At 42.3% G+C, this 17,698-nt stretch carries 4 protein-coding genes; all 4 read right to left on the reverse strand.

All coding sequences use genetic code 11. From position 1 onward, the window contains the following. Positions 1-263 precede the first annotated feature (263 nt). Positions 264-695, reverse strand: coding sequence for a hypothetical protein (locus SLH46_RS00320; protein ID WP_320279136.1), 432 nt, complete (start codon positions 693-695; stop codon positions 264-266). Beyond that, on the reverse strand, positions 695-14,899 hold the full coding sequence (locus tag SLH46_RS00325) for an HYR domain-containing protein (RefSeq protein WP_320279137.1): 14,205 nt from the start codon (positions 14,897-14,899) through the stop codon (positions 695-697). Before SLH46_RS00325 ends, SLH46_RS00320 begins: the two co-directional genes overlap by 1 nt. Before the next feature lie 109 nt (positions 14,900-15,008). Further along, a complete protein-coding gene (locus tag SLH46_RS00330; protein WP_320280362.1) occupies positions 15,009-15,953 on the reverse strand; it encodes a PorP/SprF family type IX secretion system membrane protein in 945 nt (314 codons plus the stop codon). 318 nt (positions 15,954-16,271) lie between these two features. Next, on the reverse strand, positions 16,272-17,495 hold the full coding sequence (locus SLH46_RS00335; RefSeq protein WP_320279138.1) for a dipeptidase: 1,224 nt from the start codon (positions 17,493-17,495) through the stop codon (positions 16,272-16,274). Positions 17,496-17,698: the final 203 nt, after the last annotated feature.

Below are 17,698 nucleotides of genomic sequence, written 5' to 3' on the forward strand. Positions count from 1 at the left end.
AGAGGTCTTAGATCACTAAATCAAGGGGGCATGCCATGCTTGGCAATTCCCCTGATTTCCTAATACAGATGGCCGGGCCTTAAGGAGGTGTGGCGCTCATTAATTGTATCGTCAAAATACTTGTTGTTGTAGAGAAAATAAACTCCACGTTTCCCTTTAGCCTCGAGCAACCGCCTGTCCGCCTTATGGCGGAGAAATCAGTCGCCCTTACAGAACCATACTTTCTGCCTACTCTGTTCGACAGAAAGATTTCATAGCTTTAGTCATGTTTCATAGGCACTTGTTTTATTCTTGTTAGCTACTATCCCACCCCTCTGCCCTGCGGGCATCTCCCCTGAAGGGGAGAACTGTTCGCAGTTCATGGCATGTTTTTCAATCAGGAAGAATGGGAAAAATTTATTATCTCCTGTGCCCATGTTTTCTAACTTAGAAAGATGGGCGTTTTTTGTCGTACCCGCTATCCTCTTTGAGGGCGAGTTATAATATTTTATTGTTAATTTCTTCTGAGTTTCGAGCTGCAAACAACTGGCTACAAGCTCTTCAGCTATTGACATATGTTTCTCCTCCTGTGAAGTTTCGGGCTTCGTTGAGGTGCCAACATATAAGCAAGGTTGTACTTCTACTCCTCGGGCTTCTGTCTCACGTCTTCGGACTTCGTGCCTAATGCTTCGTTCTATGTCTTTAATTCTTCTCATCAATAGAAATTCAGTTTTTCAATTTTTGGTCGCGGTGTAACAATAATTCGTCTTCGGCCAACCATTGAGGTATTTCCTACACAGTCGGTTGCATAGTAGCTCACCCAGTGTTCTATATCTCCCATATAAGTACCGTCTCCAGGGAATTGCATATCGGTTGGGTAGTCTGAAATTTGTCCTGCCCCCCAATACACACTATCCTGTGCCGGCACATTATTTCCGTGCTGATCGGTATAAGCTGAGAAATCGATTACCCATGTTATGCTATCAGGACAACTCAATTCACAGTTATCTTCGTATTCATCAATTACAGTTAGGTCAAGTGTAGTATCTCCTTGTTCAAAAACGATATGATCCGGACGGTCAGGATAATAAAGGTCTTCTTCAGCCGAGTTATAGATGGCATACTGAATCACCTCCATACAATCTTCGAGCGAATCCAGCTCGTAGATGGTTGGCGGCGTAGTGTCGATTACTGTAATATAATGACTACAGGTATCGGAACCTGAAACATTTATTGCAATCCATTGAATTTCAGTGGTTCCCAATGGGAAATCGTAAACTCCAATATCATTATTCGGAGTTGCGGGGAATGGTGTAGCTCCTATTGTTGAATCCTGGTCAATAATACCCCCAACTTCGTTAAACATGGTCCAGTACCAGTTTACAGGCGTAGCACCCTCAAGCAACTCCGCTACTCCCGGATCGTAAGGGAATACGCAAGTGTCGTTGGCATACTGCAAAGTATCCGGAGGACATTCAATCACCGGGGCAGCCACCACAGTAACAGTATAAGCACAAACAGTATCATTTCCGTGCTGATCGGTAAATGTATATTCTATCCAGGTAACACCTACATTCAATGTATCAGGAAACAGCAGTATGTTTATTCCATTTATGGCCGTATCTCCACCTGATAAGGTAGTAGCCCCCCACGTTTGCCATGTCAGCGTTGAATCCGGACAGTTATCATAGAAAGTTGGTGGTCTCAACTCTACTTTGGTTGCAACTGTATCGTTCCAGTCTGCGGGGATTATTGTATCCGGAGGACACAGGAGTTCCGGCATATAATCGTTAACGATTACATCCACCTGGCAACTATCCACATTACCCGACCGATCGCTGATAAACCACCAGAAAGTGGTTGTACCAATTGGATACAGTCCACTGGCATCCATCGAATCGGTTCCGTAAGGCGAGTTGTGCCAAATCGAATCGAGTGCATCACAAACATTGGTAAGAATTGCCAGCGTATCGAGTGAAAGATAAGCTTCACAACTGTCGCGTGCAGCATCTACTTCCCAAACCGGTTGTGGACACTGATACAGTCCTTCGGGCACGTTAGGTTGTTTAATCCAAACCTCATGATCGCAGTAAACTTCATTTCCTGCCGAATCTGCCAATGTATAATAAACCTGTGTTCTACCAACCGGGAATGGATAACTGCTGGCAAAACCACTATCAGCTGCCAGGAAGGTTCCCTCGTGATATAATTCGTAAGTTAGACTTAGCGGACTACAATCGTCGCTAATTTGCGGATCCTCAACAATATCCGATATTTTGTAACAATCTTCAGTAACAATTGAGTCTTCTACATCTGGCGGACAATAAGTAAATGAAGGTGCAATTGTATCGTAAACAATTACGGTTACTTCGCAGCTGGCTACAAAATTCGAATAGTTTCGAACATACCAATGGAAGGTTGTTACTCCAATTGGGAAATCGCCACTTGGATCATCGACTGTCGCACCAATTGCAGGAGAATCATGCCATACCGAATCTATCGCATCACAGGTATCGGTTACTACCAGCGTATCGAGTGCAACGTATGCCACACAATTTAATGAGTCGGCATAAGCTTCATGAGGCCCCGGATCCGGACATTGATAATCGTAACCCGGATCAAGATCATCTTTCACCAAAACAGTAAAATCACAATACGCTTCATTACCTGCCGTATCAGCCAAGGTATAATAAACATGGGTAGTTCCTATCGGGAAAGGATAACCTGATGCAAAACCACTGTCCTGATAAACGGTACTATCTGGTAAAATCAGTTCATAGGTCAGCGAAAGCGGACTACAATCACCGCTAATTATCGGATCCTGAACCTGGTCTGAAACAAGGTCACAGTCATCGTTAATCAAACTGTCGATAGCATTAGGCGGACAGAAATCAAATGATGGCGTAAGCGTATCGTAAACCATCACGTTCACTTCACAACTATCTACGGAACCGGAGTAATTGCGTATATACCAATGGAAAGTGGTTAACCCAATTTCATAGTCGCCGCTGGCGTTATCGTTCGTTGCACCTATTGCAGGCGAATCATGCCATACCGAATCGATGGCATCACAGGTATCAAGAATAGTAACTGTATCGAGACTTACATAAGCCAAACAGCTTGCATCAGCCCATACTTCATGCAGTCCGGGATCTGGACAATCGTAATTATAACCCGGATCAAGATCCGCTTTAATTAACACGGTATGGTCGCAATAAAGCTCGTTACCAAAGGTATCAGCAAGCGTATAGTATACCTGGGTTAAACCGATTGGAAATGGGTATCCCGAGGCAAAACCGCTATCAATTACTGTGTTCCCATTCGGAAGAATCAGTTCGTAAGTTAGAATAAGTGGACTACAGTCGCCACCAATAACAGGATCCGTAACCTCATCAGAAATCTTATCACAATCATTATTAATTAAACTATCTACTGCATCAAGCGGGCATTCAATAAATACCGGCTTGGTGGTATCGATTACGTAAACATTAACCTCGCAGCTATCAAGTGTTTGAGAAGTAGTATGAATATACCAGTAGAACGTGGTTAATCCAACTTCATAATACCCATCGGCATTGGTTGGTGTAGCACCATCTGCCGGCGAATTGTTCCATACAGAATCTATTTCATCACACGGATCGTAGATCGACACTGTATCCAAATCGACATAGGCATCACAGTTTGTAGCATCAGCATAAGTCTCAACCAAATCTTCATTCGGACAATCGTAGGCTATCGGATCAATATCGAGGTGCTTAATCCACACGGTGAATGAACAGGTATCCACTAAACTTGCAGCGTCAACGGCCTCATAATAAACGTATGAAATTCCTATATCGAATGTTTCATTGATAACCTGACCAGTACCGGTATAAGAAGTTCCATCAGGTCGGACAATGGTCCAATTTAATTCAGGTACCGAACAATCGTCTTCTGCCCAAACCGTGTCCATCGTTAATCCGGTAAGCGAACAGCTGTCGGCTCCAATTTCATCCGCAAAATCCCCTGGGCAATGTAATACCGGAGGAACTGTATCAACAATAGAGAATGTTGCCGTTGTGGAATCAATATTACCACAGTCATCCATCACGTAGAAGGTAACTGTTCGCTCGTTATTTGCCGGATCCCAAGTCCAATCCGTTAAGGCAGTATCTGCCGACCACTCCAGGTCAGGATCGCAAAGATCACTTGCGGTAGCTCCACCATGGTTGGCCAACCATGACAGGAAGCCCGGATCCTGATCAGGATCAGTTGTTGAACACTGAATTATAGAATCGATTGCTGGAGTTAAAACAGGTAAGGTGGTATCAATAACCACAATATATGAATATTCGATTGTATCATTAGAACACTGATCCATAGCTGTAAACTGCACTCGTACCGTATCGCCACAGATCATGGTTACCGGTCCATCTCCTTCTGCTTTATAATAATCGTAGTTCACCTGTGCTTCGACAGTATCACCATCTGCATTTACATACTCTGCGTAAGGCGATTCCAGCCATTCATAAATAATATCATCATAATCAGGATCATTACAACTCAAATACAAAGTCGGTGGTGTATTCTTAATGGTTGGTCCTGTATAGTCGTAACTCATCGGAAAATTAATGGTATCGGTATTACATCCAAAATTATATACCAGGTCAGTAACCACTACCGAATAAGTTCCGGTGTTTTCCGGGATAAAGGAAGATCCTGTTCCCAGATAGGTTCCTGTAGCATTCGGTCCACTGTACCATTCTAACGAATATGTTCCTGCAGGATAAATCGTTGGGGTAATCGTTGGTACACTGTCTTCACAAATAAGATCGGGATTTACATTCAGATCTAAACTAATGGCTTCGTGAACATACACATCCAGAGTATCGCAAATCCAACCGTCAACATCGGTAAAACACAACGACTGAGACAATTGACCACAAACCTGATACTGAATATGAGATGGAGAACCGGGCTCAGCATTAAAATACACGATGGTATCTGCTGCATCTATGTGTGTTAATAAATGGTCGTAATCTCCAGGATTTCCCGGATAAACACTGGTCCAGGTAACACTTTCGAAAGTTCCTTCCACTTCAAGTAGCCTATCACACTCCTCACGGGTTTCAATATCGCCACCCTCAAGCAAACCGCTAATTGAACGGAAGGTATAATCATTATTCTGAGGTTCGTCCGACTCGGCATGTTTACAGAAAGTAAATAAATGGAAACGTCCCGGTTCAATACAAACCACTTCCCCTCCGTCAACATCTTCACAATCAACTTTCCACGACTGTCCCGGAGGAGTAACATCAGAAGTAATGATTTCAACACCGATGGCATAAGGATCAATTTTTATATTAAAAGAAGCACAGTAAAGGTTATCTCCACCCGGTTGATTTTCTGCACCACAACATTTATCTCGTTTTACAACATTATAAAAGGTAATCGTTGAATCGGCATCTCCTGTGAGATCAGCCCAGTTATAGGTATTATCATACAGACATTCTTTACAGGCAGCACAGGTATCCGCCTGCGTTATTATAATATTTTGTACAAAAGTAGTATCATTACCACATTCGTCTCTAACCCTCCAAGTCCGGTCAACTTTATATGGGCAATAACCCGAAACATCATCGATACCCCATGCATATTCATCAACCAGTTCAATTGTAAAAGAATCACTACAGGCATCTGCAATTCCAAAGGCAGGTATTTGCCAGCCCTCCGGCAGATCAGACACACAGTCGATTCGCATATCTTGTTCATCGTATACTACCGGTGGTGATATATCGCTAATGGTTATTACTGTTGCTGTAGATGCTGTATCAGCATTGCCACAATCATCGGTACCTATCCAATAACGATAAATGGTTGAATCACCTGCACAACTACCAGGGAATGCTTCATCATAATAAGTAACTGTTACGTCATCGTCGCAGTTATCGGTAAAAATTGACCATCCTAAATCATCGGGATGTGTACTTACGCCACAATCAATCACCCGGTTAACAGCCCTTGATGCAATAACAGGTGGAGTATTGTCAACCACTGTTATTAGCTGGGTATCCAACGCCACATTGCCCGCTTCATCTACCACCCTCCAGGTACGCATAAAACTAAAGTTGCACCCAACAACTGCGGTATCGTGATCGAAATGTGAAATAATCAGATCTGCTATATCGGTACAATTATCATAAAGATTGCTTGGGCTACCTGTACTAACCGAATCAACAAAAGCTATACAGTTTTCACCTGCTTCGCGTTGCTTATCAGTAGGAACAGTAAAAGTTGGCGGAGTATCGTCGAATGGATAAACAGCCACAACATTGCTAGTTACCGAACCACAGGAAGGTATTCCATTGTCAGTAATAATAATCCGGTAATAAGTTGTGTCAGTCAACGCCGGAGGATCTATACTGGTACTTGTTCCCGTTCCGGTATAATCTGCCCAGGAACTTCCCGCCGTACTGTCTTGCCATTGGTAGCTATAAGGCTCTGATCCTCCCTGAGGCATTGTTGCAATATAAACAGGATCTGGAACTTCGTTGTAACAGATATCAGGATTATCAATGGTAATAACCGCTGCTGTTAATTCAGGATTTATGATGATGGTATCTTCATACTGATCCTGTACACAAAATCCTGACGTACTTACTGTAAATATGAACTCTCCGGAGGCTGTTGGGATACCGGAGATTTCATATTCCATCGAGTCGGCATTAAAACTTCCTGTAAGTCCTGGAGGAAGATCTACCGAAGGAACGCTAACATCGTCTGCACCGCCATCAATAGAATATTTTATGCTTACGTCCGAAATATTCATACAGAAAATACGTTCTGCATCTATCGGAGTAATTGTAGCATCTTCAATAACAACTAGTTCGCCGGATGTTGATGTCTGCCCTTCGCAAGTATACCCTTGCATTCCGCTGATATAAACTGAATAACTTCCTGCATCAGCCATACTTACGTTATTGAGAACCAACTCATTTCTTGTTGAATCGGTAATTGGATTTATTCCTTTATACCATTGGAAAGCAAGCTCACCTCCAGGTTCTGCCAAAATAGAGAACGTCAGATTATCACCAACACAAACGGTATCAGACGACAGTGGAGTTATTACTTCAATCTCCTGATCAACGTTTAACGTAACGGTGTCAGAAGTAGCAGAACCACATGCCGTTGGACTGCTTATTTCCACATAATAGCCACCTTCGTAGGTTGATGTTGCATCGTGAAAATTCAGAGCAGCTGTTTGTGCTCCCGATATAAATGCGTTATCGCTTACAGCAGTTCCGTCGGCATAGTACCACTGATAGCTAAGATCATCACCGACCACATTTACAAAAATGGACGTATCATGCAGCGCACAAACCCCGGTATTTTTAGGCTGTGTGGTAATTTCGATGGTTTCCTTAACGGTAAGAATCATGGTGTCGCTAACCACACCACACTCCCCTGAAACCTCGTTGGTGGTGTAAACAATAATTACCGTCTCGTTATAAACATCTCCGCTACCCGGTATATAAGTCGCAGTTGGCGAAGTACTACTTGAGAATGTTCCTGCACCGTTAGTAGTCCAGGTTCCTGAATAACCGGCTTCCACAGCTCCGTTTAATTGAGCTATTCCATCTTCGCAAATCATGGTATCGCTACCCGCATAGATATAAGGTTCCGGATCGATACGTAATTCCATTGTATCGGAAACTACTCCACACTCCGTTCCCGGATCGTCGGAGGTTAAAATCAATAAAATGGTAGTATCACTTACTGATGGCGTAAAGGTGGCACCCAAATCAGTAGCATCAGAGAATGTTCCGCTTCCGTTCGTCCAGATTCCCGAAGAAACGGCGCCGCTAATAGTTCCTTCCAAAACAATTGAAGAACCATAACATATCTGCTGTGGAATTCCTGCTTCTACCACAACCTCAGGATTGATGGTAATGATTACCTGATCAGAAACAGTTCCACATATTCCGGCAGGATCGTCAGAATTTAAAGTAAGCGTAACCGAACCGGCAGCAGTATCGGCAGCACTAGGTGTGTATTCTGCTAGTAAATCAGTAACATCGCTAAATGTTCCGGTACCACCACTCCAGGTTGCAGAAGTTGTCGATCCGCCAATCGATCCGCTGAGTATTACGGTTGAACTGGCACAAATCGTTTGCTCCTCTCCGGCATCCACATATGCTGCGGGTTCAATAGTTAATGTTAAAGTATCAGCTATAGCACCGCACGATGTCCCCGGATTGTTGGTTGTGTAAATCAGATAAACCCATCCTGCTGTGCTGTCGGCCACGCCGGGTGTATACACTGCTGTAGTTTTTGTATTGTCATCAAATGTACCATCACCGGAAGAACTCCAGCTTGCAGAAGTTGCAGAACCACCAAACGAACCGGCCAGTAATGCGATGTTATTTGAACAGATGGTATCATCCAATCCTGCATTTACAATCGGTGCCTGATCGAACGTAAAATCAACCTGGTCGGAAACTTTTTCACAAGGTCCGCCGGTTTCTGTGCTGGTAAGAATAAGTGATAAGAATCCGGCATCAATTTCTTCCTGGGTTGGTGTATATATTGCGGTCAAATCTGTGCTGTCGGTTGAGTAGGTACCCGCTCCACCACTCCAATAACCGGTAGTAACTGATCCGGTAACTGATCCATCAAGTTGTATTTCTGAATTATTAGAGCAAATGATCCGATCGTCTCCGGCCTCCACAGTTGGAAGATAGTTTACAACAATTTCGGCTGCTTCGAAAATAGAGTAAATACAGGTTTCTGTACCATAAGTTCCAGGAATATACCCAATACGCATCAGCTCGTAGGTTGTATTCTCTGTTATTGGCCCGGTTACGATGGTTGCAGTTCCGTCTTCCCCCACATCGACCGTCCCCTGATCATCAAAACCAACTACATAAGTTACCCTTGTATTTGGAGTAGCTGTAATGGTAAGTGTTGCTGATTCGCCTTCACAGACCGTGTCTGGTGCAATGGTCGCATCCGGATAAGCGATAATAAAAATCTTCATCGTATCTGAAAGTACTCCACAACCTCCAACTGTATTTGCAGAATACATTCTGATAACAATCGAATCACCAGCTACCAGCCCTTCGGGGAAATCAAACAACGAAGTTGGAGAGTCCGGATCATCGAAATAGTGTATTTTATTTGTTTCCGGATAATTCACCGACTCCCAGTCCCAATCCTGTTTCGAATCAATCGCTCCACCAATACTTCCCTGCATGTAAACCTGCACAATGTCTTCGCATACATATTGGTCTGGTCCGGCCTCAATAATTCCAGTACTATCCACAGAAACATGAAGTGAATAGGCGACACTGGTATCGCATACGTTATAAGCACTTACTGTAACATATCCGCTTGAAGCACCACCTTCAACATCTACATCAATCATCTCAGAGCCTTGTCCACTGCGAATGTTCCACCCATCCGGCACTGTCCAGATATAACCATCAGCACCCGAAACCGTATTTGTAAAATAATAGGAGCTTTGAGGCGGGCAAATCGCTGTATATTCTCCAACAATGGTATCCGGAGCACTAAGCGTCAGAGCATTCTCTGCAGAAACCCATAACCAGCTGGTATCAGTTTCGCCGCAACTGTTTTCGGCTGTTACATAAATATACCCATCACCTGTTCCGGCAACTACAGTTACTGAATTTGTTGTATCAATTCCTGCAATGCTCCAGTCTGACGGAACACCCCAATTGTATTTGGTGGCATCGGTAATCGCATCGATGGAATAAGTATCGCTGCTTCCGGAACAAAGCACTTCTGTTCCTGATATCGGCCCCGGATCGGCTGGTTGCCCCGGATCAACAGTAACAGCAAGCGTTGAAGCGACACTTGTTCCACAATCGTTTTTAGCAGTAACTGAAACATTTCCGTTTTGACCTGCCTCTCCTGTTATTACTGTTATCAAGGTATCGCCCTGTCCGGAAACGATCGCCCAACCACCAGGGATACTCCAGGCATATGAATTTGCATCCTCAACCGAATTAATATAATAAGTTTCGGTTTCTCCGGGACAAACAGTTGTATTCCCTGTAATTGCTCCCGGAACTGGCGGTGTCGCAGGATTAACAATTACGTCAACCGATACACATTCTGTAGTATTACAAAGTCCTTCGGCACGAACATAATAGGTAACTGTATCTCCGGCCGGCGGATCTACCGTAATCGTTGTTCCGGTTCCTGCCGGTGATGTACCACAGTCATCAGTGTACCAGTTCCAGCTTGCATTTTTTCCTAAGGCACCACCACTTACTGCTAATATTTTTGCCGTACCGAAACAAGTGTTATTATTCGTTACATTGATGCCTGTTGCCGGCTCAGAAATGGAGTAAACAGCAACGGCCAGACTTTGTGCAGCACTTACTCCACAATCGTTTTCTGCTGTTACCGAAATTACTGCATTGGTTTCAGGATCACCTGTTGCAATATAAACCGTATCGCTTCCATCGCCGGAAATAATATTCCAGTTTGTTCCGCTAACCGACCAATTGTAGCTAGTTGCATCGGTAACCGGAGCAATGGTGTACATCAAAGTATCATCGGCACAAACCTGTATATCGCCGTCGATAGTTCCCGGGATAGAAGGTGTTCCCGGTTTAACAAGAACATTAATGGTATCGCTGTTTACCGGGTTGTTAACCGGACAATCAATATTAGAAGTTAGTACTACCCAAACCTCATCACCATCAACCAGCGTTGCACTTGAATAAGTCGGAAGGTTACTACCAACATTACTACCATTAAGTTTCCACTGATAAGAAGGGTTATTACCCTGGTTGGTTGCTGTTGCAGTAAACTGAATAATTGTTCCCGGGCAAACTGCCGTATCAGGATTTGATGTTATGGTTACTGATGGGTCGAGAACCGGATTAACATTGATTTCTACGGATGGACTAACCGTATCAACCGGGCTGGCACACTGGGCACTTGAAGTTAACAGTATACGGAAATACCTTGGCCCTGAAGTCAAGGTATCAATAGCAAAAGTTGAGCTGTTTGCACCCGAATAATCCGTCCAGTTTGAATTATCGTTACTGATCTGCCACTGATAAGACGGATTTGATCCTTCCTCATGAGGTTCAGAAATAAAACTAACCTCAGTCCCTGCACAGATTTCATTATCTGATTCCAGAATGTTGATATATGGTACTACTGTTGGATTAACCGTCATGGTATAACCATAAGCAGTAGACGTTTCGTAACAGGGTGCTGTTGATGTCCATACATCAAGTGTTACCTCATCACCATTCTGCAAGCTAGTGGAACTAAAAGTTGATCCGGTTGCTCCCGACACCGCCGTTCCGTTAATTTTCCACTGGTAAGAGGCATTGTATGTACTGGTATCATCAACAACCGATGTAAACGTTGCAAGTTCTCCCTCACAAATGCTCGCACTACCATCAATTGTAATCTGAACGTATGGGCTGATAATCGGATTAACTGTAACAATTACTGTTTGGGTATCGCCTGCACAACTGCCAACATCAGAAGTTGGAATTACATAATAAGTAATGGTTTGTACATCATATGAGGTTGTACTTATTGTCAGATTATCTGTAATGGTTGACCCCGTTTGTTCATTGAGGCTTTCCCCAAAAACATCAGGATTGTCCGATGCTGCAATCCAGGTGTAGGTGGAAGAAAGATCGCTGTTTAAAGTTAAGTTAACAGCTTCTTCGCTGCAAATGGTAACAGTGTTTGAACTGGTCATTGACGGTTTTGAATTGACCGTAACAGTAGAAGTTTCACTTATGGTCTTACTACAACCGGTTATACTGTTTACAACACTATCGAGACTGATTGTTTGATTAGTAGTTACTCCGCTAACCGATACAGTTGCCAAGCCTGATCCGTCGAGATCAGCATATTGACTTGATCCGCTGTTGATCTTATAATAAACTCTCGCATCTGCTGTTCCACTTAAATAAAACTCTGCATCGTCTCCAAAACAGATATCGCTATTATTACCAGTTATTGTTGCAGCCGGCTGCGGATTTACGGTTACTGTGGAAGTCGTCTTTGAACATCCGGTTGCAGTTTCTGTGAAAGTAAATGTTACCGAACCAGATGAAACACCTGTAATGATTCCGCCATTGGTTACTGTTGCTATCGCATCATTGCTACTTACCCAAGTTCCTCCTGTTGTTGGGCTTAATGTTTCGTTTTCGTTTACACAAACATCAGAAGGAGCAGTTACTGTTGGTAATGGGTTAACTGTTATATCAATCGTATCACTTACTGATATGTTATTAGCATCTGTAACGGTAACTTCATAAGTATAATAAGTTATTTGATCTGATGGGCTGGCAGGCGGAGTTGCTACCGGGGTCGAACTACTGGCATTATTTAGGTAGGTTGCCGGACTCCAGGAATATGTCAACGTTGAAGCACCATTTGCAGTTGTATTTAACGTTACAGAACCGCCATCACAAATAACTTCGGGATCAGTATTGCTAATTGTAACCGTTGGTTCTTCCAACACTGTGAAAGACAAATCCGTTAATGAAGAAGTGAATGAAACGGTATTCCCTGAGACCGTAGCTCCGCTTATTTCGCTCCAACTTGAGTTGTAATTTCCGACAATTAGATCGGTCGCGGAATTTGCAATGTCTCCTGACAGGTACTCAGCACTAATACTATAGGACGGACCTGAGATATCATTAAATACAACCGTCCAGTATCGATCTAAATAATTTGAAGTGTTCGCATTTTGCGGATGTATTTCATCAAATGTTTTAACCTCAATAAACGGGTATGTAGAAGGTGAATAAGAAGTAAGGACAATGGTTACCAATATTGTGCCACCCGAGCCATCATCCAAAGGAAATGTATAAGTGCCATTAGCGCTTATAGGAACAATTAAGCTAAGACTGGCATTATTGGCAATGGTATAATCTGGGAATCCAATCTCACTCGCCATTCGAAATGCATCTGAAGAAGATCCATCACCAAAATTAAAACTCCCACCAGATATCGTTTTAGTCCCGCTTCCATCTTCAATATTCACGTCATAAAAACCTGCGGTACTTGGATTTAAGAAGTTAATTACACCTCCGGTCATGTTAAAATCGGCTTCCGGACTTAAATCCAAAACTGCTTCGCTCCCACTGTTGTGTCCAACCGTATTTAAGTTTAACGTACCGTCGGTTATATTGAATGTTCCTCCCGAAACTACCAATCTTCCTGCCACATCCACCGTACCTCCATTCATTTCAAAAGTACCTGTGCTGTTAACATCAAAACTATTTCCAGTATTTGTTCCAAAATTGGCAGTACCATCGTCAATCCTAAAGGTACCATTGTTGGCAACAGTGTAATTACCGGTTTTGAACGCTCCTCCATTCACAAAAATTTCGGCGTTTGTTCCAATTGTAAATCCGGCATTTCCGGTAAAATCAACACTGGTTCCTGTTCCTATCACCAAGGTTCCTGAAGTCAACTGTACATCCGAACTAGTAGTTTGGTATATTTGAATATCTCCAGTTAGCGTTAGCGTATTTGACGAAGTGGTTTTGTTTAAAGTGAATTCTTTAAATACGGTGATTGAACTTCCGCCTACTGTAGTATTAGAACTTCCCGTAAATTCAATTACTCCGTTATTTCCACTATCATAAGTACCGTTATTAGTCCAATCTCCATACACCTGCAGCGTTGTAGCGAGATCGGAGCCATGATTTAATTCGCCTCCTGTTTCAATCAAAATATTACTACACTCGGCTGCGGCATCAATGGTAACGGTCACGCCGTTTGGAATTACTACACTATCTGTCGAACTCGGAATAACTCCACAACTCCAGGTTGATGCATCATTCCAATTACCTGTAATAGCAGTACAAACAGTCATTGCAGATTTCAATACAACCGGTGTTTCCTGCTCTTCTTCTCCCACTTCCTCACCTACATAAATAGAATGCGCAACCTCAGCAATATTTCCTTCACCATCGGCAACACTGTAGGTTCGGGTAATGGTGTACGGACAACGTATGCCGGAACTTTTCTGTCCCTCGTACTTAAAACTGCTAAAATCGATATTGCAATTGTCGAAAGCCATTCCTCCGGCATCGGTAAATTGTTGCCAGGTTGTAAAAGCATCGGGTATGGTTTCTCCACAATTAACTGTTACAGCTTGCGGGGCAAAAATTTCAGGCAACTCTTCATCAACAACGGTTACGGTAAAGCTGTGCTCTACATCGTTGTATTCAATACCATCGTTAATGGAGTAGCTCACCACTGTTGTTCCCACCGGGAATGACGTGCCCGGTTCGTGACTGCCTGTCACAAGAATCTGGCTTGGGCTGGCACAGTTATCGCTAACTATCGGTTTCGCCCAGCTAACAAATGCATAACAGTCTCCGGCATCAGATCTGACAATTATATCTTCCTGAGGATTTTCGAGGCGTGGTACCTGGTTATCGGAAACAGTAACCGTAAAAGTGCAGAAAATTGAGTTGTTGTAAAGAGTTGCACCGCTATAGGTAATTACTGTTGTACCCTCGTTAAAAGAATAACTGCCAATCTGATTAATGCCGGAGCCGTTTGCAGATGCTTCAGTCGCACCAGTCATTTCCCACGAAAGGGAGGAAATTAGTTTTTTCGGATCGTCCAGATCTAATCCCGTGCTGATAACTGCAACACACGAATTTAAATCGGTATATGTGGTAATATCTTCCAGACAGCTTATGCCTGTTGTATCGTCTTGAATAACATTTTTGTCCGAGATAGATGAAAGTAAATGATTAGAAGTTTGGGTTGAAACATTACCCCATACAGAATTCTTCGCCGGAGTTAATGAGGCGTATTCCTCACCTCTTACAGCGTCGACTTCTGTAAAACATAATAAAACAGCTAACAATAATAGTACTGTTTTAAAATTCTGGTTATGTTTCGATTTGGTCACTTAACAATTCTTTGTTTTTTCAGGTCTTGTCTTTTTGTATTTCTGCTACATAAATCTCATTTTTCGTTACACAATCAATTTTTCGGGTTTGTAATTGTGTCCATCGTCATTAAAAGTATCTGGACCTTAAATAGCTACGTCCAAAAAAGTCCATATCAAAACCGAAAGTAAACTCGTAAGTTCCGTTCTGATACGGGTATATATCGTTTGTTGTAATATCCATTGCAAATCCTACTCTGAACTTATTACTGAACATCCAGTTGCCTGTAAAACAGATAGCACCACCGGTTCGCCCCAAAATGCCAAGCCACAGCTTTTCGCGAATCATAAAGTTTGCAGCAAGATCAACCTGCAAGGGAGTTCCCCAGGTTGCCTTTACCAGAATAGTGGGTTTGAAAACAATATAATTGAAAGGATCGACCGGAAGTACGTAACCACCATTCAGGTAAATGGTGCGAACCTCGGCACTGGTAGAGTAGTTGTGGAAATTCTCCTTCAGATCGTTCTCAACGATCTTTGGTATAGAAAATCCGGCATAAAAATAATCCTGGTAAATAAATATTCCGAAACCAAAATTCGGTAAAAATTTTAAATCGACATCTTCCTCAAAAGCCCTGTCGTACTTATCGTCGGGATATAATTCATATTCGGTAAGCGGATTCTTATAATTGGTAAACCCAAATTTTACACCCATTCGCATACGTGTTCTTCGCGATAGATAAACCTCATAGGCATAATCTCCGAGTATGGTTAAACGCTGTTCGAGACCAAAATTGTCGTTCATGATGTTGAGACCAACACCAACAGCTTCGTTTTTTAAAGGTGAGTGAAATGAAATGTATTCAGTAAGGGGCGAACGGTTAATTCCGGCCCACTGTTTTCTTACTAATGTGGTGAAACCTATCTTCTCCCAAATACCCGCATAAGCCGGATTAATAATCTGACCATTATACATATAAGAGGTAAAAATAGGATCTTGTTGTGCACCACACCGCAGTGATATTAGCAAGACAAATATCCCTAATACAACAATTCTTTTAATGACGATACAAATTTTCTCTTTACAACTATGGCAAACTACGACATTTTATTAACAAATACAACCAAATGCCACTGAAAAAGATATTCACAAATACCCAAAGAATTCAGGCATTTCAGGAACACGATATGTTAATAGTCCCATTGTGGGAATTGTTAATAACTCAAAGGGACACAATAATAATTTTACTGATTGTCCAGGGTTACCTCTTATAAAACAATAAAATATGTGCAGTCATATAAAAAAAGTGTTGCAAATCACTTTAACTTGTGATTTACAACACTTTAAACAAGGAGGTTAAATATTTATTGATATAAAACTTACTTCAGCATATTAACTTGAAGATGAATTTTTCACTACTTCGGCAAAAACACGAAGGAAGTTTCCGCCCCACACTTTAGCGATCTCTTCTTCTGTATAACCGCGTTTCAGCATTTCTGCAGTAATATTTGGCATCTGGCTAACGTCGGCACAATCAGCTAATCCGCCGCCACCGTCAAAGTCCGAACCAATACCTACATAATCAATACCAACCAAATTTTTAATGTGGTCTATATGATCTACACAATCAGCAACTGTTGGTAATTGTTTTGGATATTTTTCGTTTAGAAGTTTCCTTTCTTGTCTGAATTCGTCTTTCTCCTGATCTGTCATCATTTCGTAACGAGCCATATAAGTTTTACGAAGCTCCTGTTCTTTTTGGTAACGAATAGTGGTTGTATCAGGATCTTTAATGTAACTATCGAGCAGACAAATTTGAATAACACCACCGTTTTTGGCTAATGCTTTAATCATATCGTCGTTCATGTTTCGGTTATGATGCGCAATAGCACGCACACTCGAGTGTGAAGCGAAAACTGGAACCTTGCTTAATTCTACCACGTCGTAAAACGATTTGTCGGAAATATGCGAAACATCAATCAGCATACCCAAACGATTCATTTCTTTCACAACCTCTTTTCCAAAAGGACTTAAACCATCGTGCTCCGGTCCGTTTTTGTCGGTTGACGAGTCGCAAACATCGTTATTCGACGAGTGACACAACGTGATATAACGAACACCTTTAGTATAGAACTCCCCAACACGTCCGAGTTCCTGACCCAACGGAAATCCATTTTCCATTCCAATATAAATAGCTCGTTTCCCTTCTTTCTCAAGTCGAACAACATCTTCAGGTGTTGTTGCCACTTCGGCCATCTCGCTGTAAGTTTCACATACCTCGTATGTTTTCTCAATCATTTTATTTGCCATTTCATAGGCATTCTGCGTATTTTCCTCAGTTCGTGGTTTTTGGCCGGTAAAAGCTGCAAAAAATATGGCATCCAAACCACCTTCTTCCATACGCGGAAAATCTACCAGACTTCCCGGTGCTTCATTTCTTTTACCAACATCCAAACCGCCCTCGAGTAGCGCCATTGGCGTATCGCAGTGCGTATCAATGGTTATTATGCGTTTATGTACTGCCATAGGACTTTCATCTTTTCCTTCTGAACATCCGGTTAAAACTGCCAACAGTCCCCCAACCATTAGCATAAAAGTGCGTGCCTTAATCATCATAAATATTTTTGATTTTAAATTGAAAACAATTATAACAAATGTATTTCATAATTGAGATATTACGATCAAAAAGATTTAATATTAAGCGAAAAAATAAGTTTTAGTCGTTACAAAACGATACTGTATCTTTACTGCAAAAAGTTGAGAGCAAAAAGAAAATACAAATGGCTGTATATACCTGCCACAGCCGTAATCATTTTTTT

This window comes from Draconibacterium sp. IB214405, from assembly GCF_033963885.1.
Taxonomy (GTDB): Bacteria; Bacteroidota; Bacteroidia; order Bacteroidales; family Prolixibacteraceae; genus Draconibacterium.

Excerpts from the sequence above, each read along its gene's own strand:
- SLH46_RS00320 (WP_320279136.1), bottom strand. The coding sequence starts at position 695 with ATGAGAAGAATTAAAGACATAGAACGAAGCATTAGGCACGAAGTCCGA.
- SLH46_RS00335 (WP_320279138.1), bottom strand. The coding sequence starts at position 17,495 with ATGATGATTAAGGCACGCACTTTTATGCTAATGGTTGGGGGACTGTTG.